Consider the following 25,985-nt stretch of genomic DNA (forward strand, 5'->3'; position numbering starts at 1 on the left):
ACCGGCCCCTCCGCGAACTCATCAGGGAAAACTGCTGGGCTAAGGATCTGATTCAGAGCGACATGATGGTTGAGGGCGCACTAACGCGCTTTGGGCAGGCAAGGCGATGAGGGTGTTATAGCGGAGGGGGCTTAGGCATGACGTTCTTCGTACAACATCATTAGGCCAGACGTAAAACGGCCTCCTATTATGCAGATCGGAGAATCAACGAGTTACGCGCGCCGGAACGGCGTTCACCCGGCTGAGACCGCTCAACCGCACTAACGCATGGCATAAAACCGTTGGACGTAGAACGTCGCGCATTACCACTCCCCAGAAAAAGGTATCGCAACCAAGGGACCTTCCGAGTTGGGACAGGCTGCGCTCACTGCTCACTGCTTACTGCTCACTGCCCACCGCTCACTGATCACTCCTCAACGCTCAGCGGTCAGACATTGCCCACCGTCCCCGACAAAGCCCAGCGCGCCGCCCCGCGCCGCGCCGCGCGCCACGTCCGTCACCCAGCGCATGTCACTCCCAGCCAACAATGCGTCATCGCCACTGATCAAGGTATATTGCCCCTGCTCACGGACGATCGGACCCGCACATTGAACACCGCCAGCGCATCCAACCCGCCTACGCCCACGCCAACGCCAACGCCGCCGAGGGCGCCCCTCACCCGCAGCGAGCAGTTCATCACCGCCGCGGTATTCCTGTTCCCGGCACTGGCGCTGACCGTCCCGGATGGCTACTCCATCGGCGCAGTGGCACTGCTCATCGCGGCGGTCACCCACCTCGTCGCCAACCGTCGCACCTGGGCACAACAGCCGCCTCTGCCGACCGCCGTGAAGGCGGTGATTGCGTTCATGATCCTCTACGCCCTCTACTGGATGGGGGACGCGGCGCTGCGGGGCGAAGGCCTGAGGGAGTTCGACCGGCCCAGCCGCTTTCTGCTCGCGGCCTTCTGCCTGAGCGTCTTCGCCCAGGCGCGTATCCAACAGGGTGCGCTTTGGCTGGGTCTGGCGGTGGGCGGCATCGGCACGGGTGGACTGGCCATCACCCAGAAACTCATCGAGGGCCACTCGCGCGCCAACGGCTTTGCGCAGACGATCCAGTTCGGCAATGCCAGCATGCTGATCGGATTGATGTGCTTGGCCGGCACGATCTGGGCGGCCAGCCGACCGACAACGCGACGCGGTCGTGCGCTCACGGTTGCAATATTGATCCTCGGTGGCATCGGCGGCCTGACGGGGTCTTTCCTCTCCGGCAGTCGCGGCGCCTGGCTGGCACTTGGCCCGGCACTGCTGATCGGGCTCTGGGCCGCCGTGCGGCTTGGTCACACGCGTCGCTATCTCGTCCTCGCTCCGATGGCGCTCGCGCTACTGGTCGCTGCCGTCTATCTCCAACCGGCGACCGGCGTCGCACACCGCATAACCGGCGCCGCGCAGCAGTTAGAGCATTACATTGACGGCACCGACCGCACCAGCAGCGTTGGCTACCGACTTGATATGTGGAAAGGCGCGTGGCGGTTGTTCAAGTCAAGGCCACTGACCGGCTGGGGTGAGCAAGGCTACATCGAGCGAACGCGCGAACTGGGTGCGTCGGGCTACATCGCGTCTGGCGCCGCGCAATTCACTCACGCCCACAACGAGTGGTTCAACACGCTCGTCAAAAAGGGGATCATTGGTGGAGCGGTTCTCTTAGGCCTCTACCTCATGCCAGCGGTGTGCTTTCTGCGACTGAGAACCAGACCACCCGGCGACCCGTCGCAAACGTTAAAGGCGCCCTGTCTCGCCGTAGCGACTGCCGGGCTTATTTTCATGTTTGGATTTATGGCGACCGGACTCACGCAGGTGAACTTCAATCACAACATCGGTGCAATGACGTTCGCATTCATGACTGCCGTGCTGGTGGGCTTATCGGTCGATCCGGCGCGCCGCTCCCCCGTCGACGATACGTAATGGCACCCTAGAGGGAGAACTCGGTTCATCTCCACTCGTGGCAGGCGGTGCGCCCGCCGAGCTGGACTGATGCGAATCAAGACTGGCCGCCACGCCCAACGCCCAGACAGCGGTGATGATCACGCCACTCAATGGGTCATGAACCACGGGCGAGAGCAAGAACAAGCCGAGCACACTCCACAAAAGCCCATACGCGGTGATGACTTGAACGAGCGGCCAGGCCTGACGGCGGCCCGCACGCGAGACCGCCCGCATCCAAACAGCGATCAATGCGACGAACAAGCCCAGCCCCGGCAGTCCGCCTGTCAGTAGCAATGATGCATAAGCTGATCGATAAGTTGGTAAAGCCCCCTGCGGGCGCTCTTCCGCCGTGAATGGCCGCCCGTCGCCCGCCAGGGGACGCTGCGCCGATGCCTGAACAACCGACCGCCAGTCCGCCAGCCTCGAGGCGACGCCGGGATAGCGCGTCTCGGCCTGCGTCGTTGCGCCACCGAGATAGAGGAAAGCAGCCTGAACCGGCCCCCAGTACTGCTCATCCAGGGACACGCCCGGCGGCTTGAACGTATTCGCGAGCAGACTCCCCAGCAGGATGGTCACAACCGTCGCGCCCACAACGCTGACGCGAAGCGCACGCTGCTCACCCGGTCGCATGGCGGCCACCACCATGGCGACAAGCCCAACCAACCCGGCCGCGACGGCCGATTGCAAGGACAGGCCAAGCAGCAAGAGCAGCAGCATGGTTACCCCAAGGACAGCACTCACCAGGCTCGCCCGTGCGCGCCAGCGCCGTGTATAGCTCGTGATCCCGTAGGCACCGGCACCGACCAGAACCATGAGCATCAGCACCAGGAGGAGGCCACCGGTCTGGACACTACCCCAGTGATCGGCGGTGCGGAGGTAGCCGGCTTCGAGCATCTGCCAGTCCGCTCCGAGCGCCCAAGTGCCGATGAGCGACGCCACCGCCAGCGAGAAAAGCGGTAACGCATGATGCCGGTAGCGGCCGAGCCACCAGCCGAGCGGCAGCGCGAACGCCCCGGTCATCCACATCACGGGGAGCCAGACGGCTGCCAACGGCTCGGGCCGCAGAAAAACGGCAAGCGTCATCCAGGCCGCCATCATGAGCGCAAGCCGTGTAATGGCAAGGCCGCGCAGAGCGGCGGCGATCGCCTGTCGTTGCGCGAGTGATGCCAGCCCGATCAACGCCACTCCAGCGCCCACTATCCCACCTCGGCCTGCCGGCAGCGCCAACGCAACGGTGTAGATCCCCACAAGCGCCATGCGGTCGATGACCGGTAGCCGGTCGGCATCCGATCGCGCCAACAACCCCCGCAGCCGCCGGATCGCCTTCGTGGTCCGCCAGGCGTAGCGCACGAAAAAATAGTGAGCACTGGCGACCAGCAAAAGGGCCAATCCGAGCAGGACATCGGGGACACCGATGAGCGACCCCGCCAGGCCAATCACGGCCATGACAAGCGTGAGGCCGCTGAAGATCATCGCCGTCTGCCCGGGCGTGAACCCGGCGCGTCCAAGAATATGGTGCAAATGATTGCGATCGGCGTGAAACGGGCTCTGACCCCGCATCAATCGCCGGATCATCAGATTGAGCGTATCGATGACCGGCAACGCGAGCACCCAGGCAATGCCCACCGGCGCAATCGGAGAGGCCGCGCGCTGCGAGACATCGATCGCCACCCAGGCGATCGCGAACCCAAGCATCAACGTGCCTGCGTCGCCGAGGAAAACAGTCGCTCGTGGGCGCCAGGGCGTGCGCAGATTAAAGACCAGAAAACCGAGGCAGGCACCGCATAGCGTCGCGGCAATCAGCATGGCCGAGGCGGCATCAGCCACCCATGCCGCAATGCCCAACGCAGCGAGCATGACCACTGCCGTGCTCCCGGCCAGGCCATCCACGCCGTCGATCATTTTGAAGGCATTCACAAAGCCAACGATGGCAATCACGGCGACCGGTGCGGCGAGAAAGCCCATTGCAATGAGTCCACCACCCGGCCATATACCGATGCGCTCAAGCGCGAGTCCCGCAGCAAAGACCGCCACGAGTGCTGCCATCACTTGTACGCCGAACTTCGGAGCGCTGCCCAGACCACGCTGATCATCGACAAGGCCGAAGAGCAGCAGACCGAGAAGCGCACCCGCAAAGGGGGCGCCCGCGCTTAGAAGGGTGCCAAAGCCTGAATCGGTCTCATGCAGTCCCAGTACGATTGGCAACGCGGCCGCCAGCGCGATGGCCATGCCCAGACCACCCACAACCGGTGTTGGCCGCTGATGTTGCTTACGCCCACCGGGCCGGTCCACCAGGCCGAAGCGCCTCGCGTGTCGGCGCAGCACCCCAATCGCGAAGACCGCGACCAACAGTGCAGCGGTGAATCCAGCAGTGCCTGCCGCGAGAAGTTGTTCCAAACCGACATCCTGTCTGCTTGCATTGTTAAGGCCGAAACTATCCGATCAGCGGCGATCTGGGTATCCCCCACACGGAGGGAGCGCCCGTCGGCGCTATAACCGCCCATCCACCGCGTGGGCGGGGAGCGCGTACTTGACGTCATACAGATACCCGCCGGGCTTGAGCCACGCCCGGATCCCTTCAGCGCCCTGCTGGACGAGCGGGCGATGGCCAACGGCGAGGATGGCGGCGTCATAGCCCGCGGCATCCTCGGCACCCGCACCCGCGAGCCCCTCCAGCGCCTCCGCCGGCACCAATTCCAGCCCAAACTCCTCCCGCGCCTCTTCCGCATCCACCACCGGATCATGGACGGGGACGGTGGCGCCGTAGTCCTCAAGCTCGCGGACGATGTCGATGACGCGGGTGTTGCGCAGATCTGGAGTGTCTTCCTTGAAGGCGAGGCCGAGCACGAGGATGCGCGCCTTGGGGATGCAGACGCCGCGCTGGATCAGGCCCTTGACCACTTCATGCGCTACATGGGCGCCCATGGCGTCATTGAGGCGCCGGCCGGCGAGGATCATCTCGGGGTGATGACCCACGGCCTGGGCCTTGTGGGTGAGGTAGTAGGGATCGACGCCAATGCAGTGACCACCCACCAGCCCCGGGCGGAAGGGCAGGAAGTTCCACTTGGTGCCAGCGGCCTCGAGCACGGCTTCCGTATCCAGATCCAAGCGGTTGAAAAGCATGGCCAGTTCGTTGACCAGCGCAATGTTCACATCGCGCTGGGTGTTCTCGATGACCTTGGCGGCCTCGGCGACGGCGATGCTCGGGGCCTTGTGCGTACCCGCGGTAATGACCCCGGCATAGAGGGCATCGACGAAGTCGGCGACCTCGGGCGATGAACCGCTGGTCACCTTGACGATATCGGTCACCCGATGGGCCTTGTCGCCGGGGTTGATGCGCTCGGGGCTGTAGCCCGCATGGAAGTCCTCGCCATAGGTCAGCCCCGAGACCCGTTCGATCACCGGAATGCAGTCTTCCTCGGTGGCACCGGGGTAGACGGTGGACTCATAAATGACGATGGCGCCGGGCTGAATGACCTGACCGACGGTCTCGCTGGCCTTTAATAAGGGCGTGAGATCCGGGCGGCGGTGCTCATCGATGGGCGTAGGCACGGTGATCACGAAGACATTGCAGTCGCGCAGGCGGCTCATGTCGCTGGTGTAGCGGATGTCGTGGGCAACGCCCGCATCCAACTCGTCCACCGTCAGCTCATCGGTGCGGTCATAGCCTGCCTTCAGCTCACTGATGCGGCGTGGATCGATATCGAAGCCGGTGACCGGGTAGGCCTCGGCAAAGGCAGCGGCCAGCGGCAAACCGACATAGCCGAGGCCGATGACGGCGATCTTTGGGTTATCAGGTAAGTTCATTCGTGGCGTCCATGCGTGGGTTGAGAGCGGGGTTGCGTCGAGGGATACCCCGGCAAGTGGGCGGCGAGCTCTGCTGGGGGCTGCGGCAGATCAGTGAAAACCCGCCAGACGAGCCCGCTGCTCGGAAACACCACTACCCATGCGGTTAGCGCGATGAGCAGAAAGTAATTGCGCAGTGTGCGATTGCGGACATACCAGCGCTCGAGCTCGCCCTTGTAGGGCATGATCAGGGTGTCGTAGACCCAGTCGGGATCTTCAAAGCCCTCGTATAGGTCTTCTTCACCGCGGAAGATTATCGAGCCGATCCCGGACAGCCCCGGCGGCACCCGCACAATGTCCGCCTGAGCCTCCTCCGGAAACGCATCGAAACAACGCTGCGTCTGCGGACGGGGACCGATGACGCTCATCTCACCGCGCCAGATGTTGATGAGCTGCGGGAGCTCGTTCAGCTTGGTCTTGCGCAGGAAACGGCCCACTGGCAGCACGCGCGGGTCGCGCGCCACCGTAACGGTGCCCGTCCCGATATTGGGGCTATTCTTGAGCATGGTGGCGAACTTCAAAAGCCCGAACGGGCGGCCGCCCTGCCCCACGCGGTCCTGGCGGAAAAACACCTCGCCCTCGCCGGTCAGGCGCAGCACTATGGCAATTGGGATCAGCAAGGGTGCCAGCGCCAGAAGCGCCAGCGAGGAGAAAATCAGATCAAAGAATCGTTGCATACCGTCAGACTACATCCGTGAGTCCAGATACCGCCCGGTCTCTTTGTGAGCAAAATCCGGGAGCATCTCAAAGAACAGCTCCACCAGATCCGATTTCTGCCAGGTCCCGGTGGCGCGAAGGCGCGCGATCTCGGCGAGGAAATGATCGAGCTTGGCTTCATCAAACTCGGCTGGATTGCGGATCACGCCCAGGCGCTCAAAGCGCTGCCAGTCGATATCCTCGCCGTCGGTGTAGAACTCCTCGAAGTCCTTCTCGCCGGTGGTGTCGCTCGCAAAGAAATAGCAGGGCCATTGGCCTTTCGCGGCAAGACGTTCAACGCTCTGACGCGCTTCGTCCTCCGTCTCGCAGGGCACCGGCTCCAGACCGCGTGCGGCCAGATAGCGCACCGCGATTTCGGAGAATGTCATCAGATGCAGCCGCTCGCTGAGCTTGGGGAAGAAAATGTCACGGCTCTCCCCCAGCAGGCAGGAGAGCAGACAGAGCTCGCCCGACTCGGTGTCGGTCACGAAATACCGCCGCACGTCGCTCGGCGCGGAAATGGGCTGACGCTTCAGCAGCCGCTGATTGAATCCGTGCAACAGACTACCGTCTGAGAACGCCACATTGGCGAAGCGCGCCATGGAAACCGGCAGGGTCTGGCTCTCGCGCATCAGGAAGAGCTCCATGATGCGCTTGCTCGCGCCCATCATGTTGACAGGTGCGGCGGCCTTGTCGGTGGAGACACAGAAATACTTCGACGCGCCTTTTTCCCGCGCCCAGCGCGCCGTGGCGAGGGTGTTCTCGATGTTGACCTCCACCATGCGCATCAAGCTGTAGGGGTCTTTCTCAGACCGCACATGTTTAAGCGCCGAGAGGTTGAGCACATAGTCATACCCGGTGGGCTCGCGCATTAAAGCCGCGAAAGCGGTCGAGCCAGCATCCAGGGCAAACGTGCGGAAGTCACCATCGATGTAGCCAATACTTGATCGCAGGTCGCGGACCAGCTCGACCAGGTTGTTCTCGCTGATGTCCACCACATCCAGCGCGGCCGGATTGCGGCGGAAGATCTCTCGAGTGACCGCCTGACCGATCGTGCCTGCGGCACCGATGATCAGAAATCGGCTACCCGCCACTTTTTCGGTGAGCGCCGGCTCGTGCGCGGCGATATCTTCGTCAAAGAGCGGCGCGTCGCGGCCGATGAGGGAGAGCGTATTCATCGTTATTCCCGGAAATGAGACGGCTTATTACCGGTTCCAGCGTTGGTGGAACATCAAGCCGAGCAGGAAAAGGCGCCGTTGCGATGCTTTTTTGTCGATGCTGCGAAGCGAGTGGAATGCTTGATCCGCTGCATCCAGCAACTCTTGGGCATCGTCACGCGCGATGCGCCGACTGAGATCGTAGTCCGCCTCATGTCGGGCCTGCTGCAATTGGACAAACGCATTTGCAACATCAACCAGCGCGGGTGAGAGCGGCCGATCCAACAGGTCATTAGCAGGCACCGGCAGCTTTTTGCCATCGGAATTAACGATGGTCTGGCAGAAATCCTTCATGGCCCCGTGCTGACAGGATCGCGCCACTAAGCCACGGAGCTGATACTGGCCTTGTCCAGAGACGACCTCCCGGGCCACCGCGTCGAGTAAAAGATGGAACAACGCATAATAGGCAGTGGATACCGCCCGCCGAAGGCTGGCTTGTTTGGGCCTTTTCGGCTCGTGTCTTGCGAGTTGGTGGGCCTGGCCAAGCAAATCATCTGCCAGCGCCATAGAGACCTCCTTGTCTCAGCCGCCTCAGTTCTCGAGTCGGAAATAAGGCCAGACGCCAGGGGCAAGCTCAAAAACCCTAACCTGTATCTGTTTCTTGTATGCCTTAATGGCAGCCATGGCCCCCGGCTGCGCTGTCACGCCTTCGGGGACACGCATCCAGACCCACACCGCCTCATCACCGGTTGCATCCTGACCCCAACTAACGCGCAGGTTTTTAACGAAGTCAGGGGCATGCATCTGATTAAGCTCGGCCTCGAGCGCTTCCGGGCTTATGCCGGCCCGAGACAACTGTTCTGCTTGCATGTGGCCTCCGCGAACTCTTCAGGTACCCTCGACTCACATCGTACAACACACCCACGGCCGAGCGAGTCCGCTCGTCGGTCAACCACTTTGGGTCAGCCGCCCATCAGGCACTGACGAGGGCAGATTGACGATGCGGTCCTGCAGCCAGCGAGAGACTGCCAGGCCGTCGTGCTGGCAATGCTGGTACATGGGCAGATCGGTCATGAGCTCCCAGATGGGACGGGTCATGATGCCCTCGGCGTTGGTGGCCTGGAGCAGGGCATCGCGCTCAGTGCGATCCGCCATCAGGATGGCGTTCAGCCAGTAGTTGACCGTGGTACCGGGACGCTCGGTGATGAAGGTCTCGGGGCGATCGGCGAAAAAGGCCTCGTAGCGGGCGGCGACCTCGCGCTTGGCGGCAATCATCTCGGGCAGACGCCCCATCTGCGCCACGCCCAGGGCGGCGTTCAGGTTGGGCATACGGTAGTTATAGCCCAGCTCATCGTGGACGAACTCATAGGTGTGCGGGCGCTTGGCGGTGGTGGTGAGGTGCTTGGCGCGGGCGGCGAGATCCGGGTCATCGGTCAGGATCATGCCACCCCCGCCAGTAGTGATGATTTTGTTGCCGTTGAAGCTGAGTGTGCCGAGTCGGCCGATGGTGCCGGCGTGACGGCGGTTGATCGCGGTGTCCAGCTCGCCCGCTGTGTCGCCCGGCGAATCTACCCAACTCCCGAGGGCCTCAGCGGCGTCCTCCACCAGCGGTAGGCGATAGCGCTCGCAGATCTCAGCGATCGCTTCGATACGGGCCGGGTGGCCAAAGGTGTGCATCGGCAGCACCGCCGCAATGCGGCGGCCCGTGTGACGATTGATGGCACCCTTTCCGGTTACCTCTGCGGCGTCTTCCAGAAACCGCTCAAGCGCCTCCGGCGACAGCCCCAACGTGTCCTCATCCACATCCACAAACACCGGCGAGGCACCCGTGTAAGCCACCGCATTCGCCGTCGCGACAAAGGTCAATGCCTGCGTAATGACTTCGTCGCCGGGCTCAACGCCGGATAGGCGCAGCGCTACCTGAATCGCCGCTGTGCCATTGACCGTGGCTACGGCATGGCACGCGCCAGTAAACGCCGCCACTTGGCGCTCAAACTCGCCAATCAGCTCCCCAGCCGATGAGACGAAGTTGGAGTCAATACACTCGAGCACGCGCGCCTTTTCATCGCCGGCGAAGATCGGGCGATGCAGGGGCACGGGGCCATCGCCGTAGATGGAGCGGATGTTATTGATTAGGGTCATGAGGCTATGTGTGCCATTTGCGCTCCAACTTGCGGAGCTTAGGGAGGGCTATTCTGCGCTCGGCGCGAAGCTTACGGTGGGCAACATCAACGCGGGCCAGGGTCCTCTGGCTGTCACGGATAGTAGATGCTCTCGGGCAGCGCCGTAGAGAATTGATGCGCCGGTTATGCGCACGACTGTCTCACGCTCGTCCTCTGGCCAATCCGGTGATACCGAGAAGAAACCGTAAACCTCGACTTCAACGTCATAAGTGCCTGGCCCGAGCTCAGCCTCGTCCCGCATAATAGTCATCCGCAACTGATAGCGGTTTTCATCCTCGATATGCGGATAGAGTTCAATCTCAGTGTTTACCGCAGGTGAGCGCTCGAACTGCGGGTCGTCCTCCCCATCAGGCAACTGCGCATCCACCAGCAAGCGCTTGAAGAAATAGTTCTCAAGCTGCAATGGGGGTGTCACGACGACCTCCTGCCATCGGCTTCTGTAAACCGGTTTTCGTGAAACCGCCCAACAAACGCTTTGGTTCCTTTGCCGGCTTCGGGTCGGCAGACCATTGGCGGTTATCAACCGGCTCGTTCAGCCTAACCTCCAACTCACCACCAACTGCCCGGGCAAGCTTGACCATGGTCTCGAGCGTGACGTTTCCACTGCCACGCAGGACTTTGGTGATATAGCCGCGGCTGACCCCAATCTGGCGCGCAAGGTCAGCTCGACTCATCCCCTGCCGGTCCATCCGCTCGCAAAGATCCTCGGTGAACTCGAGCGAGACTTTTTCTACCCAGTATGCGTCGCCGGTCTTCGCTTCCTCTAGCAGATCTGTAAAACTCCGCTTACTCATCGCTTACCTCCAGCGTGTTGTCACGCTTCGCGGCTTGGTACTGCGCCATATACCGCTTCGCGGTGCCGATTTCCTGGCGAGGCGTCTTTTGCCCCTTCTTAACGAAGCCATGTGTGCAGACGATCACCCGTCCACTGTCGTAATACCAGAGGACTCGGAGGGAGCCGCGTATGAACTCGTAAACTCCGTCGTCCAGACGCTTACTGGCGTCTGTGTTGTGCCTTGGGGGACCACTTATCGCCGCTTTCTCCAACAAACTCACCATACGGTCCCGATCTTTGACCAAGTTGGCCTCCAGCTCGTCGAAAAACTCCAGCAACAGGCAGTCACCTCGATCGCGGCAGACGGCCAGCAGCTCAAACTTGCCTTTCCATGGCATTTTCAGGAGGTGCATTGTTAACTCTCAGGTAAACACTCGTCAATACTCTGCGGTGATAGGCCTCTCATGCCTCCGGCTCCTCCTCCACTTCCCGCTTCACCTTCGGCGCCGGGGGCACCCAGGCTTTGAGGTGCTGGCCGACGTGCTCGTAGAAGGTCGGGACGAGAGCCTCCAACTGCTCGACGAACTTGCGCTTGCCGCCGAAGGCGCGGGCGTCATCGGCCTCCATCCAGATGACAAAAGATGTGGGCGGCGTGTTAGCGGTGCTGTCATCGTCGATGGCGATGGGATCATCGCGCAGCGCTGACAGCGTTTTCGCGGTCTCGGCAGAGCCGCCACGGCGCCTTGCCTGGATCCAGACCCTGGCGTCACCCCCGTCCTCGCCCACCGGAATCTGGCGAGTCAGCCAGTTCACTCGGGCCTTGGTCGATTTCCTGTCCGCTGGGGCGTCGAGGGTCATCTCGCAGGTGATCACGCGACGGTTGAGGTCCGCCACGATCTCCATCGGTGCCGCCGCGTGTGGCACGACGATCTGCGAGGTCAGGCGTTTGTCATTGCAAAGGGCGACGCAGTCATCAGCCAGGCGCTTTTTGGGGTCGCGTTTGTGAGCCCGGGGCAGCTTGAGGTCGACACGGGCGCGCACCAGCGGCCAGAGTTTGAGGCAGAGCTCGCGCTGTTCCTGGTGCCAGCTCGAGACGGTGTTCACCACCTCGTCTGCCGTGCGATTCAGTCGGGCATCGGATCGGCATCGCTGCACCAGATCGCCCCACTCGGCGTTCATCTCGGTAAAGCCCTTCACCCCGCTCTTGTCACTATCGAAGTAGGCGACGACCTCCCCGAGGATGTAGTGCTGGTCGGCGTCCTCGATCCCCTCGCTCTCCAGCAGCAGCTCGGCCTGGGTGAGCAGATAGGTCCACGACCAGTGATAAAGACTCACGCTCTGGGTCAGCCGGCCATCCACGGCCACCGGGTGGTGTTCTGGCAATGCGGTGAACTGGTTGCTGATGGTGATGACCGCATCGAAGCCATGCGTCCGAGCCCGGCGCAAGTAGTCCAGGAGCTGCTGCTCATCGAGCTCGGCATTATTGACCTTGGCCTCGACCAGCGCCTTCCAGGTCTTCTTGCCCGTGTTGAGGACGATCGCGCCATCGGGCCTGCGATCGTCGTTTTTCTTGCCCCGGGACTTCTCATCCGGGAAGACGACCTCGGTCCACGCCTCGAGCCTAGCGCGCTGCCCCACCCGATGCCCGAGCGACTCAAGCATGACCTTGCGGTACTCATGCACCGCCGTCAGCGCGGAGAGGAGGATAGAGACACCCCGCCTCTCCAGTGCGTTGTCCGCAACGCTCGGGATCAGCCGGGCGGGCTCGCCTTTGAAGCCGTGCGAGGTTTGTTCGATGCGATTGGCAAGTGGCATGACTGACTCCTTGTCGCTTTGTTCCAACCCTTGGCCGGGGATTCATGCCTCAACCACCAGACACCGATTCGCACCGTCGGACTAACCGGGGACAACCTCATGAGACTGCACAGCTAGCGACTGGTTATGCCTTACCAGAGACAAACTGCTGCAGCACCCTATACGCTTCCCGGGTTGCTTGTTCCAGGTTCATTCCGGACTTGGAAAACCTGGCGTCCTTTCGAAGGGCACTGCCAGACTTTCCTTTGCGGAGGGTTACAGCCCACGTCCCATCGTTATTCTTAATGCGTGACAGCTCAAGATTGCGATTTCGGGAGACGCCATTCCAAAGCTTCCCGTTCGCCAAAATATGCTCATCCCAGTCGGCCGCTATATGAACTTTTTTTCATCATAATTTGTTGTCATTTATTCAGAGTTTTTGCACCAAGCAAACATTCGTATACCCGAGTGTCTCTATCAAATCAGCTCTGAGGCGTCACGCAGGCGATGGGCAGTCGCAGGTAAGCCAGCCCGCTCGAGATAGTCCGAGAAATCTGCTGCGCCCGTATTCGGTCGTTTCCGCCGTGCTCGCATCTGCTTAAACGCGCTTATCGCGGTGACTGGATCTAGATCCCACTGGTTAACAATAAAGGTGTCAGGATCAATTGCTTCGACGCCAAACTCAAAGAGCACGCTTTCTGGGAAGTGCTTCAGATTTGTGGTGACGATACAGTCAGCATGCCCAGTGATTGCCGCTGCGAGCACATGCCGGTCGTTAAGATCAGGCATAATCAAACTCTCTTCCACAGGCAACCAAGCCGATTCTTTCACTTCCCAATCTGGTATCGCACTACGCATGCTATCCCGCCTAGTCCCAAGCCTACCCCTGAGGTCTGGTCGGTTTTTTTCAAGCGCCGCAATCCATTCATCCTCTATCCTGGCTGTCCACTTAGCGGCATAGAAACCTGCCACTGCTAAACTCAACAGCGAATCGGCGATAGCGATAGGGTAGAGAACGCATGCATCCAAAAGTGCTGTATAGCGAAAGTAGCCCGCCATCAATCGTCGAGACCAAGCTCTCTTTCATTTTCAGCCATGCGCTCGAGCGCTACATTTTGCCCTTCACGCATCTGTTTCGCGTAGGCCACGAGATCGTCGAAAGCAACCCGTCGATGAGAGCCAACCTTGCGACAGGGTAACTGGCCCTTTTCGATCTCTTTAATCACAAACGGTCTCGATACGTTGAGAAAGTTCGCTGCCTGGACCGTTGTCATTTCCTGCTGAGAAGGCATGAGGGTGACGGCACGCCCCTCACTCATTTCTCCCAGTAACTGCCCAATCACTTTTAGCGCTGCGGGTGGCAGCTCAACAGTCGGCTGCTCATCAGTATCGGTCTGCAGGGTAATGGCCGCAGCACGCGAGTGGTCAAGCGCCGCCATGATGCACCGCTGAGCTGCTAGCGCCATCTCCCTGTCACGGGGAGTAAGACCTGACAGAGAAATCTCATGATTTTTATCTACAACCCCCATCGAATCAACCTCAGAAGTTCCAAGACACGAATATTATGTGCAATAAGTGCAACAAACGCAACACTTACCTTGCTTCCGGTCGGTCACAGAGTGACCTCTGCATACCGAGACACTTCCGACAGCCAAACCCTCTCATGACTACGGCCGGCATCACGACTCATACCGGTCGTGCTTCTGCCAGTACCGCTTCCCTTGATTTAGGGGGCAGCGCTTTTGGTGTGACAACGTCTACCGGAACACCCAGTAACGTCAGCAGTTCATGCCTGATCGCCCCGATGTCAAATAAAGTGGCGTTAGGGGACGGATCAATCAGGATATCCAAATCGCTGGCATCAGTATCCGCACCGTGTGCGACCGAACCAAAAACCCGAGCATTGTGCGCGCGATGAGACTCAACGACCTGTCTGATCGCAGCGCGATGCAAATTCAGTGCTTCTGACGGCTTCATTGCAGCAACTGCCTCACTCCGTTGACGCGTCTTAGTCTTGGTCGAGCTCATTGACGTCGAGCAGCTCAGGGACGAGTACTTCGAGTTTTTCGTAGAGAGCGTCAAGTGACTCCGCCTCGGCAACGAGGCCGGGCACGTCATCAGAGGTCGCAACCCAAACGCCTGCATCATCGTCCCACATGGATCGAACAATGTAGCTTGTCTCCATCACTGCCGCCCTCGCTGATGCACTCGCTAAGGTCTGAACGCGCTGCAAACACGCCATGCGCTGACGCAATCAGCTTGAACCCCTGGCGGCCAGGAATTTTTCAATCGTAGCCTTATCGCCCCACTCATGGGCGCCCAACATGCGCATCATTGCGACCGATGTTGCCTCGAGCTCGCTCGCAAAAGCATGGCCGCTTTCTAGCGCATCTGACAGAACTGAGGAGCTCTCAATATACTCATGAACCATTTGATTGCGTAACCGCCGAACAACCATCCACTGCTCAGCCGAGCTCACCAGGCCCAGATTTTCGGCTCGATCAAGGTTATCGATCACGGCCCCCACGGACTCACCCAGGGCGTCGAGCAGTTCAGGCAGCAGACGATTACCAAGCGTGTCTTGGAGTCGGCCGAAACGGCTTACAAAGGCGTCTACCTGTTCAGAATCTTCTATGTCATCAGTCAGACGTTGTGCGCGCTCAGGCGTCATTGGCTGACTGAATACGCGGCCATTAGTTATCAGAAGATGATCGGTCTCTTTGATGATCACCCGACTTAAAAACGCTAACCGTGCTCGCTGGGCGGGATCAGTCACGACAGCGTAACCCCTTCTTGTGCAGCGATTTCGTGAACTGGCGTTGTTGTCAGGTTCGGGGCAGATAGCACAACATCAACCGAGCGGCCGTGCATATGGCGGCTGATCTTCGCTGATAGCTGCGCTGAGAGCATTGCGGGACGCTCAACCGGCTCGGGCAAAACGACCAACAGATCCACATCGCCGCCACGCGCATCATCATCCAGACGCGACCCAAAGAGTTGGACAGTCGCGTCATCCCCGCAAACCGCAGACACTACCTGACGAATGGCAGCGACTTGCTGATCCGTCAGCCTCATCGCCCCTGCGCCTGCGCATCAGGGGTCACACGCCGGCGCAATTCCGCGATCTCGGCCTGCAGTGCCTCGTACTCCGCCTCTTTCCGGCGCAGGAACTGCCAAGTCATGCGGGTTTTCTCCTCAATACCCTGGGGCGTGAGCAGATAGGCGTAGCGCATCTTGCGCGGGTTGTGCTGAAAGTTCTGAAGCTTCACAAGTCCCTTGTCCATCAGCGCGCGCAGACAATAATTCGTTTTACCGAGGCTCACACCCAGCTCGCGAGCCAAGGCGCGCTGGCTGAGATTGGGATCGGTTTCAAGAGCTTGGAGCGCGCGCAGGGCCAGCGCTTCATCAAGTGATGCGGTCGTATTAGTCACTGTTTTTACTGACTTTTCTGGGGTAGAGGCGGGTAGTCAGGCACGCTACCGCCGTGTCGCGCCCATCGATTTTCTGAGGCAACGGTTCGAAGTGTGAACGAAGTCACAGGCCCGGGTCAAAGGCCGACACCACCGGTGCTTGAGCGTGGTGCATGCTAACCGCCAACGCGCGTGAGGAACTCGCCCGGGCTGGCCGAACAGTTTGCTGTAGCTGATCTCCTGGGCGGGGTGGTGGCAGAGGACCTCATGCGCCGCCACCGTCCTCAATCTCAACTCACGAGACCTTGGTGTTTTGGTGATAATATGCATAGTACATCAACAACGTGCGGGGCTACTCCATGAGCCGACTGACCATTACTTTGGATGATGATCTTCATCGCGCACTCAAAGAAGCCTCTGCGCGCCAGGGCCGCTCGATTGGCAAGCTGATTGAGGAGAGTCTGCACCTGCGAGGCATTAAGCCGACTGAGGATGCGAGGGCGTTGGTTGAGCGAGCGCGTTCGCATGCGGGGCTTAGCGAATCAGAGGCGCTCGAGGTTGCTGACAGCGAGGTCCGCCAAGCCCGCCAGACACAATGAGACGCGTTGTCGTCGATACCAACGTTTTGGTTGCGGGACTGATAACGGCCGATAGGCAAAGCCCAACGGCACGCGTTGTGGATGCGATGCTCAACGGCCGACTGCTGTTTTTGCTCTCCCCCGCGTTGCTCTCGGAATATCGAACAGTACTTTTGCGACGAAAGCTCGCCGCGCTGCACGCACTTAATGCGGCTGAGGTTGATCAGCTTCTCACCGAATTGACGCTGAATGCGCTCTGGCGGGAGCCAGTGACAGACGGGCATGCGCCAGATCCGGGGGATCATCACTTGTGGGCGCTGCTTGATCACGAGCCGCAAGCAATCCTTTTGACGGGAGACCGACGACTCATCGACGCAGCGTACGATTTACCCGCCAACGCGCTCAAGAAACCCCACCGGGTCTGCCGAAAACATGCCGAAATGCTCCGGGGTGAGAATGACGGGGATGGCGTCGGGGGTTTGTTCAACAAAGGCGGTGAGGCCCTTGCGGGATTTTCGCCGCCCGGATTTGACTTCAATGGCATAGAGCGCGCCGCGGTGTGCATAGACGAAGTCCACCTCGGCCTTGCCCTCGCGCCAGTAGTACAGAGCCCCGGGCTGCTGGGCGAGCTCAGCGCCGACGGCAAGTTCGAAGACCCGGCCGCGCTGCTCGGGATCAGCCAGTATCCGAGCGCTTTGATGCATGGTGTAGAGCGCGGGGCACGCAGGCAGCATTTTCGGGCTGGAGCTGCGGCTCCGCCACGCCTTCGCCGAGTACTTGGCCAGCGTGTGAAACATGAACGCACTCTCATAGAGGCTGATGTAGTGCTTGATGAGATCGGTATTGCCACGATCCTGGAGCTGGCCGAGCAGTTTGGTGTAGCTGATCTCCTGGGCGGGGTAGTGGCAGAGGATCTCAAAGGCCTGTCGGAAGAGCGCCGGCTTGCCGACGCGCTCGAACTGCAGAATGTCCCTGCCGATCACCGTTTCCACGATGGCGTCTTTTAGATAGGCATACCAGCGATCGTGATCCCCCTCGAAGGCGACGGCCCCGGGGTAGCCCCCATAGGCGAGATAGCGCTCGAGGTCATACGCGAAGGCGGCCTGCAGCTCGCAAAAGCGCCAATGGCCGAGGCGCGTTAACTCAAAGCGCCCGGCAAGGGACTCGGTCACGCCGTCCTGGATCTGCACCGCGCTTGAGCCGAGCAGCACGACCCGGAGGCGCTCCTCCGGGTCGTGCTGCTCGGCGGGCCTCGGCGTCCCAGAGCGCTTTCACCGTCTCGGGCCAGTTGGGGATTTTCTGGACCTCATCGATGGCGAGCAGCGCGTTGGGGCCAAGGAGTCGCGCGTGCTGCCACTGCTCGCGCAGCCACTGGGCATCACCTGCAAGCAGATCATCGGCACTGGCGTAGTGTGCCGGCGCCGTCTGCTGATCGATAAGCTGTTGGATACCCGTGGTTTTACCCACCTGGCGTGGGCCAACGACAACCTGGATCAGGGGAGCAGCCTCATTGAGACGATCGGTCAGCTCGGTCACAAAGCGCCTTCTGTAATGCACCGACATAGACCCCATTTCAATAGATTGGTCTATTAATTTTAATAGATCGGGCTAGCGAAACAACCCACTGCGACGGCGCTCACAACATCGACGCTAGGCGCTCGCGCATGCTGGGCGACATGGCGTCATTCGTGGTCCGGCCCAACGGCATCCTGCAGTACGATATGTTCATCAACGGCAAGCGCTTTCGTGAAGGCACCGGGCTGCCCGACACGCCGGCCAACCGTCAGCGCATGCGGCGCAACGTCCGCCGCCTCAACGCCGAGCTCGAGACGGGCGCGTTCAACTACGCGAAGTGGTTCCCCGACAGCAAAAAGATCGAGGCCGCCGAGCGTCTGCTGCGTGAGAACCGCAGCGATGACCCGGGGCAGCGCTTCGGCCGCTACGCCTGGAGCTGGTATGCGATGTGCAAAGGCGACTGGAAGCCCGCCTACCGCACCCGGGTGGCCCATAACCTGCGCGGTCATATCGTCCCCTTCCTCGGTGACTACCCGGTGGACCAGGTCGACGAGCGCGCCCTGCGCACGTTCCGCCAGAGCCTGCTGGAGCAGACCCGGCCCAACGGCCGACGGGCATTCAGCAACAGCCGCATCACCAACCTGATGGCGCATATCTCGGCGATCATGAACCTGGCCGAGCGCGAGCTGGGGATCAACAATCCGATCAAATACCTGCCGCGGCTGCCGGACGACCGCAAGGACCCCCAGCCCCTGACCGTCGAGCAGGTCCACGCCTTTCTGCGCGCTGTCGACCCACGCATGCGGCTTTACTTTGAGGTGCGCTTCTATACCGGGCTGCGCACCGGCGAGATCAACGGCCTGCGCCTGCGCGATCTGGACCTGCCGCGCAACCGCCTGCGGATCCGGGTGGCGCTGACCGACGGCATGCTGCAGATGCTCAAAACGCGCCGCTCACGGCGCAACATCCAGCTCGCCCCCCGACTCGGTGAGGCCCTGGCGGCCTATGTCGGCGAGCGTCACGGCGCCGGCATGCTCGCGCTGTTGCGCGGTGGCGTCCCCGAGCAGCCCGAGGGGTTCAACCCCGATGCGGTGGAAGTGCGGGACCGCGCCCGTCAGCGCCTCGACCCCGACGACCCGGGGGACTTCGCCAACAACCCGCGACTGGTGGTCCCGGATGCCGCCAACCCGAGGTACCCACTCGATGGGCTGCTATTCACCGACTTCGAAGGCCAGCCGCTGGATCCGTCGCAGGTCTCGAAAGAGTTCTGGCTGCCGACCTTAAAGCGCCTGGGCCTGGAGCGGCGCCGCGTCTACGAAACCCGTCACACCGCCGCCGTGCTGCATCTGGCCGCCGGCGAGAATCCTCTGTTCGTCTCACGGCTGCTCGGCCATGCCGACTCGGCCATGCTGTTCAACGTCTACGCGCCGTTCGTCCCGAACATCATGGGCCGGGATGGCGAAGCGTTCGAGGCCCTGATGACACGTTGAGCGGAATCCCCTGCTAGCCCCGTGCCACTGAGGCCTCGGGAAAGACCATGGTCTGCGGCTGTTTCATGATCTCAAGCAGCAGCATGACCCGGTCCTCGCCGCGCCGGCCGTAGAAAAGCCCCTCGTGACCCGCGAACGCCCCTTCCTGGATCACCAGACGATCGCCCTTCTGATAGTCGGCCTGAGGTGTCGGGATACAGCCCACCTCATCGACGTTGCGCCGCAGGCAGTCAATGACCGGCTCCGGGACCGGCGGGACATGATCGCCCCAGCGAACCATGCCGGCGACGCCCCGGGTCGAGCGGATCGGCGCCCAGTTCTCGGTGAGATCGTCGAGATGGACGAACAGATAGCGCGGGAACAGCGATTCGATCAGCGTCGTCATGCCCCCCGAGCGCTTGCGGCGCACACGGTGTTTAGGCCGGAACACCTCAAACGCCTGATGGTCGAGGTGCAGCTCGGCGCGCTCATCCTCGCGCGGTTTACAGTAGATGGCATACCAGCGTTTCAACGTTCGTCCCCCGGACGTTCAGTCCGTGAACATTCGATGGCGGCAATATGCCGGGCGACGAGCGGTATAACAACCCCCACCCTCGGCCCGCCCGCCCCCACTGGCGAGTCACGGCACCAGCCGGTATCGTTCGTGGCCATGAAGATTCTTGTCACCGGCGCCGCGGGGTTCATCGGCTATCACACCTGCGAACAGCTCCTTGCCCGCGGCGATACCGTGGTGGGGCTCGACAACCTCAACGATTACTACGATGTCAGCCTTAAAAAAGCACGCCTGGCGCGTCTGATGGCCCACGAGGGCGACGGGCCCGGCGGTTTCCGATTTGAGCGGCTGGATCTGGCCGACGCGCCGGCCATGCGGGCGCTGTTCGAGCGCGAGGGCTTTGATCGGGTCATCAACCTGGCGGCCCAGGCGGGCGTGCGCTACTCGCTGGACAACCCCCAGGCCTATGTCGACAGCAACGTGACCGGGTTTATGAACGTGCTCGAGGGCTGTCGGCACACCGGCGTCGGGCATCTGGTCTATGCGTCCACCAGCTCAGTCTATGGCGCCAACACCCATATGCCGTTCACCGAGCATGAGCCCGCCGACCATCCGCTGGCCATTTACGGTGCGACCAAACGCGCCAATGAGCTGATGAGCCACAGCTACGCGCACCTCTTTGGCCTGCCCTGCACCGGGCTGCGGTTTTTTACCGTCTATGGCCCCTGGGGCCGTCCCGACATGGCGCTGTTCCTGTTCACCCGAAAGATCCTCGCCGGCGAGCCCATCGAGGTGTTCAACCACGGCCATCACCAGCGGGATTTCACCTTTGTCGAGGACATTGCCGAGGGCGTGGTCCGCGCCTGCGACGAGCCCGCCACCGGCAACCCGGACTGGGACAGCAACGCCCCCGACCCGGCCACCAGCACCGCACCGTGGCGGTTGTTCAATATCGGCAATAACCAGCCCGTGCAGCTGCTCGACTACATCCGCGTCCTCGAGGAATGCCTCGGCCGACGCGCTGAAATGCAGATGCGCCCGCTGCAGCCCGGCGACGTGCCCGACACCTGGGCGAGCGCCGACGACCTCAAGAACGCCGTCGGCTATCAGCCCTCCACCCCGGTGGAAGAGGGCGTGCGCCGCTTCGTGGACTGGTACCGGGACTACTATCAGGTCTGATCCGCGTCCGGTTGCTCGCGATACGCGCGCGCATTGGCGAGAAATTCGCGGATGAACGCGGCAAACACGCCCAGCATCAGGCCAAGGATGGCGCCCAGGGCAAGAATAAGGCGGGTACTCGCGTTCGTAGGCTGAAGCGAGCGACTTGCTATGAAGCTGGCTTCAGTGGGTTGAATGTTTTCTAAGCGCCCCTGGACGTTGGCAATTTCTCGCTGCCTGTTGGCGATATCGTTTTCGCGCTCGGCCTCCATGCGCTGGAGTGCGGCTCGCTGTTCACTGACCGTGCGCTGCTGTTCGCGAATCTGACGGTCAAAGCGCGCCATAAGATCCTCCTGCTCCTCCCGTATCTGCGCCTTGATGTCACGCTGTTCATCCTTCGTGCGCTCCATTTCGCTGATGCGGTTCTGGAGGTCTTTGCGACGTTCATCCAGGTCGAACCGCCGTTCGTCGATCAGCTGATCCAAACGCTGCTGCAAAGCACTCACCTCCTGGGAGCCCATGAATAGCCCGAGTAGACCTTCATCACTCCCGCCTCGGAGTCCACGTCGCTGAGTCTCGCGCAAATCGGCTAACAGATTCCGGGTGGTTGATATCCGTTCATCCAACACATCAGCACGTTCATCGAGCCGGTCAAGACGGGCCTGTGCTGACTCCTGCTGGTCATTCGCTTTAGCGATTGCACGATCCGCGCTCCTTATCCGTGAGCGCAGCTCCAGCTCTCGCTCATCACGGGCCGTCTGGAGGCTCTCAATCTGATCCTCAGCAGCGGCTATCGCGCGTTCCCGCTGTCCGCGCCTTGCCCTGAGCACTCGCTCATCTCGGGTCAATTCCAACTCATCCTCGAGAGAGCTCTGCTGACGATCCAAATCGTTGCGCAGCGCCTGAATATCACGTTGTTGTATTTGCTCTAACCGATTAAGCACCAAGCTGTGGAGCTGTGAGATCTCTCCACCTCTCTCTAAACCTCCTGAAGAGGTAAGTAGCACGATAGAGCTCTCTTCTTCACCCGCAAGAGAAACATCGGGCACTCCACCGGACTCATCGCCGAGCTCTTCTGCCAGCTCAGCGCGAGCAGTGGGCACAATAGTATTGTTCAGCCGGCTCCGTGTCTGAGCCGGTGTTTCGACAAGACGGGACTCCCCTTCATCATTCTCACCGGCAGGCAACCGCCCAATTTCGATCGCACTGGTGTATTCATACACAGGCTCCCTCGTCGTCGCATAAACAAGCGACAACGCAACCACAACCGCAGCGACCCCAAGAATCAGATACTTTTGTCGCACCAACAGATTCCAAAGATCATAGAGACTGATTTCATCGTCCGCCGGATAGGGTCCTGCAATGGGGAAATCCGTTTCCTGCGTCCGGCGATTGGCGGGGTAGCGACCCTCCGTTCCTTGCTCGTCAGTCATTACTCTTGACTCTCCCTGAGTATCAGTCAGTCAGCCGATCGGCCAACGCCTTTCCGATCCGCGTCAACCGCTCCACCGCCTCGGCCCGCTCCGCTGCCAGATCCGCACTGCCCGGATCACCGAGATACTCCAGATAGATCTTGAGCTTGGGCTCGGTCCCGCTCGGGCGGATGCTGACATGGCAGTGGCCGGCAAGGTCGAACTGGATCAGGTCATTGGCGGGCAGCGGGATGGGCTCGGGGTCGCTGCCATCCGGGGCATGGCGCTCAGCCGCGCGATAGTCATGCACGCGGTGCACGGCCAGCCCGGCGATGTCGGTGGGCGGCGCCTGCCGCAGCTCACGCAGCCCGGCCGCCATGCGGGTATGGGCATCCCCGCCCTCGAGCTTGAGGTTCACCTGCCGGTTCACCGACAGGCCATACTGTCGATACAGACCCTGCAGGCGCGCATACAATGTCGCGCCGGCGGCGCGGGCCTCGCGGGCCATCTCGGTGACCGCGACGGCGGTGGCGATACCATCCTTGTCGCGGACCCGCGGCGTGGGACAGAAACCGATCGAATCCTCGTAGCAGTAGAGGAACCGATCGCCCGCCGCCTCGCGCTCGAGGGCACGGTTCCAGAGCCATTTAAAGCCGGTCAGGGTCTGCTCGGCATCGATACCGCGGGCCGTGGCGATGCGCTCAAGCAGCCGCGAACTCACCACGGTGTTCATGACAAACCACCGGCCGCTGGGCGATGGGCCGGCGGTATCGATGGCCCGGGCCATCAGGTAGTCACCCAGCAGGACACCGGTCTGATCACCCATCAGCACCTGCCACTGGCCGCCGTCATCCGGCAGCGCCACGCCCAGGCGATCGCCATCCGGGTCGGTGGCCAGCGCGATATCCGCGTCCACGTGCTGAGCCAGTGCGATGAGCCGATCCAGCGCGCCGGGCTCTTCCGGGTTGGGGAAGCGCAGGGTGGGGAAATCCCCATCCGGGGCCGCCTGTTCGGCCACTTCATCGCACTCGATGCCGCCCTGATCCGCCAGCGCGGCCTTGACCGCATCGCCGGCGACGCCGTGCATGGCGCTATAGGCCACCCGCAGGGACGTCGACGCCGCCCCGGCCGCGGTGGCGGTCGCGGTTGCCTGGCGGTGCGCGGTGCGCAGTGCATCGCCGTGCACCCGCCAGTAGGGGCAACGCTCGCTGGCGAGCGCCTCATCGGCGCTCAGCTGCGGGATCTCGACGCCAGCGGGCAGGGCCGCCAGGGCCTGCGCGATCCGCTCGTCGGTGGGCGGGACGATCTGCACGCCGCGCGCGCCATAGACCTTATAGCCGAGGTATTCCGGCGGGTTGTGACTGGCGGTGAGCACCAGTCCGGCGGCCGTCTGGAGCTCCAGCGCCGCGAATGCGACCAACGGCGTCGAGGCGACAGCGTCAAAGACGTGGACGCCAAAACCGGCGCCGGCGAGGGTGCGGGCCGCGGTCTCGGCCAACGCGGCAGAGCCATGGCGGGCATCATAGCCGATCACCACGCCCCGCTCCGCGGCATCGGGCACCTCGGCGCGCAACAGATCCGCGAGCACCGCGGTCACCCGCTGGATGAGGCGATGGTTCATATGCGCGGGACCGGGGCCGTTCAGCCCGCGCAGACCGGCGGTGCCGAACCCCAGGGGCGGCTCGAAGCAGGCGCGCAGACCGGCGACGGCGTCCCCCGCCGCGCCATCACCCGCCTCGACCCGCTGGATGCGGGCATCGAGGTCGGCGCGGGTCACGGGGTCCGGATCGGCATCGCGCCAGGCCCGGGCCCGGGTCAGAAGCTCAGGCGTGGCGTCGCTATCCATTGGCGTCGTCGATCAGCTCGGCGTAGCCATCGGCGTCGAGCAGTTCACCCAGCGACCCGACATCCACCATGCGCATGGTGAAAAGCCAGCCCTCGCCGTAGGGATCGGTGTTGACCTGCTCGGGGTCGTCGGTCACCGCCTCGTTGACCGCGATGATCTCGCCGTCCACCGGGGCATAGATATCCGAGGCGGCCTTGACCGACTCCACCACCGCGCAGGCGGCGCCGGCCTCGACCGTGCCTTCCTCCGCTGGCAGCTGGACGAACACCAGATCGCCCAGCTCGGCCTGGGCATGATCGGTGATCCCCACGGTGACCACGCCGTCACCCTCATCACGCAGCCATTCATGGGTCTGCGCGTAGCGCAGATCCGCCGGAATCTCACTCATTCAATCATCTCCTGTTGCGGGTCCTGCAGCGGCTAATCCCGGCACAGGGGCGGCAGTTCCCCCGCCGCACCGGTGCCCTGCTTGAGCAGCAACCGCCGCGCCGGTGGGCACAGATCCAGTGCCGTCAGGCCGATGTTACGGATCGCCGCGAGCGGCGGCGAGGCGTTCGAGAAAAGCCGCACCAGCCCGTCGGTAAAGCCAAAGGTGCGTCGATAGTCGCTCTGCCGCGACTGGGCGTAGGCGGCGAGGCGCGCGTCATCGCCCGGATCACCGCCGCCGCTCAGGCCGTCCGCCAGCGCCGCGACGTCGCGCAGGGCCAGGTTGAGGCCCTGGCCACCCACCGGGTGCAGCGCGTGAGCGGCGTTGCCAAGGATGACCGCGCGGTCGATGGCAAACGCCTCGGCGGTGACGGCCTTGAGCGGATAGACATGGCGCTCGCCCACCGCCTCGAGGCGACCCAGCCGCCAGCCGAACGCCTGCTGCAGGCGCTCGAGGAAGGCCGCATCGCTGGCGTCCTCGGCCATCGCGCGGGCATCGTCGGTGGCGAGCGGCCAGACGATCGACACGCTGCCCGCGCTCGCCGGCAGGACCGCCAGGGGCCCCTCCGGCGTAAAGCGCTCGTAGGCGACGCCGTTGTGCGCGAGCTCGGCGCGGACGTTGGCGATGATCGCGCTCTGGCCGTAATCGCGCGTCTGGGTGTGGATACCGAGCGCCTCGCGGGTCGCCGACTGCACCCCGTCCGCCACCACCAGCAGTCGTGTGGTCAGGGTCTGCTCACCGGCATCGGTCGTGATGCGCACCTTGCGGCCGATCATCCGCGCGGCCTCGTCGTCACCGTCGGCGGCGTACTGCGGGTGGCTGTCGATGATCCGGGCCGGGCAGTAGAGGCTCGCCGCCTCGGCCATGGCGGGCCGCAGGGCGGCGCCAAGGACCCGGTTGGGGGCGACATGGCCCAGCGCCGGCAGCCCCTCCGCCTCGGCGCTCAGCCGGGTGAAGCCGCCGTGGCCGCGATCGGAGACATGGATGCGCTGGATCGGTTCAACGCCCGGCTCGATGGCCGACCATAGTCCGAGGTTGGTGAAAAACCGCCGCGAAGTGGGGGCGAGCGCGGTATGCCGCTCGTCAAAGCTCGGCTGACCGTCGGACTGCGGGGGCACTGGCTCGACCACCGCCACGGCCAGGCCACTGCCGCGCAGCGCCACCGCGAGGCTCGCGCCCACGAGACCACCACCGGCGATCAGCACATCATAGGAATGATCGGATGACATCGGCGCGCCTCCCCG

At 62.3% G+C, this 25,985-nt stretch carries 29 protein-coding genes and 1 pseudogene; 5 read left to right on the forward strand and 25 right to left on the reverse strand.

What is annotated here, in order from left to right; translation table 11 throughout:
- Window positions 1-587 precede the first annotated feature (587 nt).
- Complete coding sequence (locus SPICUR_RS09045; RefSeq protein WP_148291348.1) at window positions 588-1,940, forward strand: O-antigen ligase family protein; 1,353 nt, start codon at window positions 588-590, stop codon at window positions 1,938-1,940.
- Here SPICUR_RS09045 and SPICUR_RS09635 read toward each other — a convergent pair.
- From SPICUR_RS09635 to SPICUR_RS09125, 18 genes are all read right to left on the reverse strand, one after another.
- Window positions 1,896-4,358: an MraY family glycosyltransferase gene (locus SPICUR_RS09635; RefSeq protein WP_148291349.1), complete on the reverse strand. Its 2,463-nt coding sequence runs from the start codon at window positions 4,356-4,358 to the stop codon at window positions 1,896-1,898. The genes SPICUR_RS09045 and SPICUR_RS09635 overlap by 45 nt on opposite strands.
- Window positions 4,359-4,451: 93 nt before the next feature.
- Window positions 4,452-5,768: a nucleotide sugar dehydrogenase gene (locus SPICUR_RS09055; protein ID WP_023368261.1), complete on the reverse strand. Its 1,317-nt coding sequence runs from the start codon at window positions 5,766-5,768 to the stop codon at window positions 4,452-4,454.
- Window positions 5,765-6,484 (reverse strand): sugar transferase, encoded by a 720-nt coding sequence (locus SPICUR_RS09060; protein WP_023368263.1) that lies wholly within the window; start codon window positions 6,482-6,484, stop codon window positions 5,765-5,767. Before SPICUR_RS09060 ends, SPICUR_RS09055 begins: the two co-directional genes overlap by 4 nt.
- Before the next feature lie 9 nt (window positions 6,485-6,493).
- Window positions 6,494-7,681, reverse strand: coding sequence for a UDP-N-acetylglucosamine 4,6-dehydratase (locus tag SPICUR_RS09065; protein WP_023368265.1), 1,188 nt, complete (start codon window positions 7,679-7,681; stop codon window positions 6,494-6,496).
- Window positions 7,682-7,708: 27 nt separating this feature from the next.
- Entirely contained in the window at window positions 7,709-8,227 is a 519-nt protein-coding gene (locus SPICUR_RS09070; protein ID WP_041381895.1) for a hypothetical protein, read from the reverse strand.
- Between the two features lie 24 nt (window positions 8,228-8,251).
- A complete protein-coding gene (locus SPICUR_RS09075; RefSeq protein ID WP_023368269.1) occupies window positions 8,252-8,530 on the reverse strand; it encodes a hypothetical protein in 279 nt (92 codons plus the stop codon).
- A 78-nt stretch (window positions 8,531-8,608) separates the two neighbouring features.
- Window positions 8,609-9,802: a LegC family aminotransferase gene (locus tag SPICUR_RS09080; protein ID WP_023368271.1), complete on the reverse strand. Its 1,194-nt coding sequence runs from the start codon at window positions 9,800-9,802 to the stop codon at window positions 8,609-8,611.
- 48 nt (window positions 9,803-9,850) lie between these two features.
- Entirely contained in the window at window positions 9,851-10,246 is a 396-nt protein-coding gene (locus SPICUR_RS09085; RefSeq protein WP_023368273.1) for a protein-export chaperone SecB, read from the reverse strand.
- Window positions 10,236-10,637, reverse strand: coding sequence for a helix-turn-helix transcriptional regulator (locus tag SPICUR_RS09090; RefSeq protein WP_023368275.1), 402 nt, complete (start codon window positions 10,635-10,637; stop codon window positions 10,236-10,238). Before SPICUR_RS09090 ends, SPICUR_RS09085 begins: the two co-directional genes overlap by 11 nt.
- The gene (locus SPICUR_RS09095; RefSeq protein ID WP_023368277.1) at window positions 10,630-11,031 is read right to left on the reverse strand and encodes a type II toxin-antitoxin system RelE/ParE family toxin; all 402 of its coding nucleotides are present in this window, start codon (window positions 11,029-11,031) and stop codon (window positions 10,630-10,632) included. The genes SPICUR_RS09090 and SPICUR_RS09095 overlap by 8 nt, the downstream gene beginning before the upstream one ends.
- Window positions 11,032-11,080: 49 nt before the next feature.
- Complete coding sequence (locus SPICUR_RS09100) at window positions 11,081-12,433, reverse strand: hypothetical protein (protein ID WP_023368279.1); 1,353 nt, start codon at window positions 12,431-12,433, stop codon at window positions 11,081-11,083.
- A 456-nt stretch (window positions 12,434-12,889) separates the two neighbouring features.
- On the reverse strand, window positions 12,890-13,471 hold the full coding sequence (locus SPICUR_RS09105; RefSeq protein WP_023368281.1) for a PIN domain-containing protein: 582 nt from the start codon (window positions 13,469-13,471) through the stop codon (window positions 12,890-12,892).
- Window positions 13,471-13,851, reverse strand: coding sequence for a helix-turn-helix domain-containing protein (locus SPICUR_RS09110; protein ID WP_237220331.1), 381 nt, complete (start codon window positions 13,849-13,851; stop codon window positions 13,471-13,473). Before SPICUR_RS09110 ends, SPICUR_RS09105 begins: the two co-directional genes overlap by 1 nt.
- A 247-nt stretch (window positions 13,852-14,098) precedes the next feature.
- Window positions 14,099-14,440, reverse strand: coding sequence for a nucleotidyltransferase family protein (locus tag SPICUR_RS09830; RefSeq protein ID WP_418064541.1), 342 nt, complete (start codon window positions 14,438-14,440; stop codon window positions 14,099-14,101).
- Window positions 14,421-14,597 carry a DUF1902 domain-containing protein gene (locus tag SPICUR_RS09835; protein WP_023368285.1) on the reverse strand — a complete coding sequence of 59 codons (177 nt, stop codon included), beginning with the start codon at window positions 14,595-14,597 and terminating at the stop codon, window positions 14,421-14,423. The genes SPICUR_RS09830 and SPICUR_RS09835 overlap by 20 nt, the downstream gene beginning before the upstream one ends.
- Window positions 14,598-14,666: 69 nt before the next feature.
- Window positions 14,667-15,188 (reverse strand): hypothetical protein, encoded by a 522-nt coding sequence (locus tag SPICUR_RS09115; RefSeq protein ID WP_051373263.1) that lies wholly within the window; start codon window positions 15,186-15,188, stop codon window positions 14,667-14,669.
- Window positions 15,185-15,487, reverse strand: a complete 303-nt coding sequence (locus SPICUR_RS09120; protein ID WP_023368289.1) for a nucleotidyltransferase domain-containing protein — start codon at window positions 15,485-15,487, stop codon at window positions 15,185-15,187. The genes SPICUR_RS09115 and SPICUR_RS09120 overlap by 4 nt, the downstream gene beginning before the upstream one ends.
- Complete coding sequence (locus SPICUR_RS09125) at window positions 15,484-15,843, reverse strand: MarR family EPS-associated transcriptional regulator (RefSeq protein WP_023368291.1); 360 nt, start codon at window positions 15,841-15,843, stop codon at window positions 15,484-15,486. The genes SPICUR_RS09120 and SPICUR_RS09125 overlap by 4 nt, the downstream gene beginning before the upstream one ends.
- Window positions 15,844-16,181: 338 nt before the next feature.
- On the opposite strand from SPICUR_RS09125, the gene SPICUR_RS09130 reads away from it, so the two are divergent.
- A complete protein-coding gene (locus SPICUR_RS09130) occupies window positions 16,182-16,421 on the forward strand; it encodes a ribbon-helix-helix protein, CopG family (protein ID WP_023368293.1) in 240 nt (79 codons plus the stop codon).
- A pseudogene (locus tag SPICUR_RS09840) lies at window positions 16,418-16,759 on the forward strand (putative toxin-antitoxin system toxin component, PIN family); the annotation flags it as partial. The gene SPICUR_RS09130 and the pseudogene SPICUR_RS09840, both read left to right, overlap by 4 nt.
- Before the next feature lie 27 nt (window positions 16,760-16,786).
- Here the strand turns inward: SPICUR_RS09840 and SPICUR_RS09135 are convergent.
- Entirely contained in the window at window positions 16,787-17,611 is an 825-nt protein-coding gene (locus SPICUR_RS09135; RefSeq protein ID WP_077176372.1) for an ATP-binding protein, read from the reverse strand.
- Entirely contained in the window at window positions 17,544-17,963 is a 420-nt protein-coding gene (locus tag SPICUR_RS09640; protein WP_051373265.1) for an AAA family ATPase, read from the reverse strand. The genes SPICUR_RS09135 and SPICUR_RS09640 overlap by 68 nt, the downstream gene beginning before the upstream one ends.
- A gap of 113 nt (window positions 17,964-18,076) precedes the next feature.
- Between SPICUR_RS09640 and SPICUR_RS09140 the strand changes: the two genes are divergently transcribed.
- On the forward strand, window positions 18,077-19,405 hold the full coding sequence (locus tag SPICUR_RS09140) for an Arm DNA-binding domain-containing protein (protein WP_237220332.1): 1,329 nt from the start codon (window positions 18,077-18,079) through the stop codon (window positions 19,403-19,405).
- A gap of 13 nt (window positions 19,406-19,418) precedes the next feature.
- On the opposite strand, the gene rfaH is transcribed toward SPICUR_RS09140, so the two are convergent.
- Window positions 19,419-19,916: a transcription/translation regulatory transformer protein RfaH gene (gene rfaH / locus SPICUR_RS09145; protein ID WP_023368297.1), complete on the reverse strand. Its 498-nt coding sequence runs from the start codon at window positions 19,914-19,916 to the stop codon at window positions 19,419-19,421.
- A 138-nt stretch (window positions 19,917-20,054) separates the two neighbouring features.
- Between rfaH and SPICUR_RS09150 the strand changes: the two genes are divergently transcribed.
- Window positions 20,055-21,077 carry an NAD-dependent epimerase gene (locus SPICUR_RS09150; RefSeq protein WP_023368299.1) on the forward strand — a complete coding sequence of 341 codons (1,023 nt, stop codon included), beginning with the start codon at window positions 20,055-20,057 and terminating at the stop codon, window positions 21,075-21,077.
- On the opposite strand, the gene SPICUR_RS09155 is transcribed toward SPICUR_RS09150, so the two are convergent.
- Genes SPICUR_RS09155 through ubiH form a run of 4 tightly spaced genes read right to left on the reverse strand, consistent with a single transcriptional unit; the run spans window position 21,068 to window position 25,970 of the window.
- On the reverse strand, window positions 21,068-22,489 hold the full coding sequence (locus tag SPICUR_RS09155; protein WP_023368301.1) for a Wzz/FepE/Etk N-terminal domain-containing protein: 1,422 nt from the start codon (window positions 22,487-22,489) through the stop codon (window positions 21,068-21,070). The genes SPICUR_RS09150 and SPICUR_RS09155 overlap by 10 nt on opposite strands.
- A gap of 22 nt (window positions 22,490-22,511) precedes the next feature.
- Window positions 22,512-24,314, reverse strand: a complete 1,803-nt coding sequence (locus tag SPICUR_RS09160) for a phospho-sugar mutase (RefSeq protein WP_023368303.1) — start codon at window positions 24,312-24,314, stop codon at window positions 22,512-22,514.
- Window positions 24,307-24,702 (reverse strand): glycine cleavage system protein GcvH, encoded by a 396-nt coding sequence (gcvH, locus tag SPICUR_RS09165; protein ID WP_023368305.1) that lies wholly within the window; start codon window positions 24,700-24,702, stop codon window positions 24,307-24,309. The genes SPICUR_RS09160 and gcvH overlap by 8 nt, the downstream gene beginning before the upstream one ends.
- Window positions 24,703-24,734: 32 nt before the next feature.
- A complete protein-coding gene (gene ubiH, locus SPICUR_RS09170; protein WP_023368307.1) occupies window positions 24,735-25,970 on the reverse strand; it encodes a 2-octaprenyl-6-methoxyphenyl hydroxylase in 1,236 nt (411 codons plus the stop codon).
- Between the last annotated feature and the right edge of the window lie 15 nt (window positions 25,971-25,985).

It is taken from the genome of Spiribacter curvatus (assembly GCF_000485905.1).
Taxonomy (GTDB): Bacteria; Pseudomonadota; Gammaproteobacteria; order Nitrococcales; family Nitrococcaceae; genus Spiribacter; species Spiribacter curvatus.

Excerpts from the sequence above, each read along its gene's own strand:
- SPICUR_RS09130 (WP_023368293.1), top strand. The coding sequence starts at position 16,182 with ATGAGCCGACTGACCATTACTTTGGATGATGATCTTCATCGCGCACTC.
- SPICUR_RS09090 (WP_023368275.1), bottom strand. The coding sequence starts at position 10,637 with ATGAGTAAGCGGAGTTTTACAGATCTGCTAGAGGAAGCGAAGACCGGC.
- SPICUR_RS09075 (WP_023368269.1), bottom strand. The coding sequence starts at position 8,530 with ATGCAAGCAGAACAGTTGTCTCGGGCCGGCATAAGCCCGGAAGCGCTC.
- SPICUR_RS09100 (WP_023368279.1), bottom strand. The coding sequence starts at position 12,433 with ATGCCACTTGCCAATCGCATCGAACAAACCTCGCACGGCTTCAAAGGC.
- SPICUR_RS09120 (WP_023368289.1), bottom strand. The coding sequence starts at position 15,487 with ATGAGGCTGACGGATCAGCAAGTCGCTGCCATTCGTCAGGTAGTGTCT.
- SPICUR_RS09080 (WP_023368271.1), bottom strand. The coding sequence starts at position 9,802 with ATGACCCTAATCAATAACATCCGCTCCATCTACGGCGATGGCCCCGTG.
- SPICUR_RS09070 (WP_041381895.1), bottom strand. The coding sequence starts at position 8,227 with ATGGCGCTGGCAGATGATTTGCTTGGCCAGGCCCACCAACTCGCAAGA.
- SPICUR_RS09150 (WP_023368299.1), top strand. The coding sequence starts at position 20,055 with ATGAAGATTCTTGTCACCGGCGCCGCGGGGTTCATCGGCTATCACACC.
- SPICUR_RS09095 (WP_023368277.1), bottom strand. The coding sequence starts at position 11,031 with ATGCACCTCCTGAAAATGCCATGGAAAGGCAAGTTTGAGCTGCTGGCC.
- SPICUR_RS09055 (WP_023368261.1), bottom strand. The coding sequence starts at position 5,768 with ATGAACTTACCTGATAACCCAAAGATCGCCGTCATCGGCCTCGGCTAT.
- gcvH (WP_023368305.1), bottom strand. The coding sequence starts at position 24,702 with ATGAGTGAGATTCCGGCGGATCTGCGCTACGCGCAGACCCATGAATGG.
- SPICUR_RS09160 (WP_023368303.1), bottom strand. The coding sequence starts at position 24,314 with ATGGATAGCGACGCCACGCCTGAGCTTCTGACCCGGGCCCGGGCCTGG.
- SPICUR_RS09140 (WP_237220332.1), top strand. The coding sequence starts at position 18,077 with ATGGCGTCATTCGTGGTCCGGCCCAACGGCATCCTGCAGTACGATATG.
- SPICUR_RS09155 (WP_023368301.1), bottom strand. The coding sequence starts at position 22,489 with ATGACTGACGAGCAAGGAACGGAGGGTCGCTACCCCGCCAATCGCCGG.
- SPICUR_RS09060 (WP_023368263.1), bottom strand. The coding sequence starts at position 6,484 with ATGCAACGATTCTTTGATCTGATTTTCTCCTCGCTGGCGCTTCTGGCG.
- ubiH (WP_023368307.1), bottom strand. The coding sequence starts at position 25,970 with ATGTCATCCGATCATTCCTATGATGTGCTGATCGCCGGTGGTGGTCTC.
- SPICUR_RS09105 (WP_023368281.1), bottom strand. The coding sequence starts at position 13,471 with ATGGCGGGCTACTTTCGCTATACAGCACTTTTGGATGCATGCGTTCTC.
- SPICUR_RS09830 (WP_418064541.1), bottom strand. The coding sequence starts at position 14,440 with ATGAGCTCGACCAAGACTAAGACGCGTCAACGGAGTGAGGCAGTTGCT.
- SPICUR_RS09835 (WP_023368285.1), bottom strand. The coding sequence starts at position 14,597 with ATGGAGACAAGCTACATTGTTCGATCCATGTGGGACGATGATGCAGGC.
- SPICUR_RS09640 (WP_051373265.1), bottom strand. The coding sequence starts at position 17,963 with ATGTCGGTGCATTACAGAAGGCGCTTTGTGACCGAGCTGACCGATCGT.
- SPICUR_RS09110 (WP_237220331.1), bottom strand. The coding sequence starts at position 13,851 with ATGGCGGCGCTTGACCACTCGCGTGCTGCGGCCATTACCCTGCAGACC.
- SPICUR_RS09065 (WP_023368265.1), bottom strand. The coding sequence starts at position 7,681 with ATGAATACGCTCTCCCTCATCGGCCGCGACGCGCCGCTCTTTGACGAA.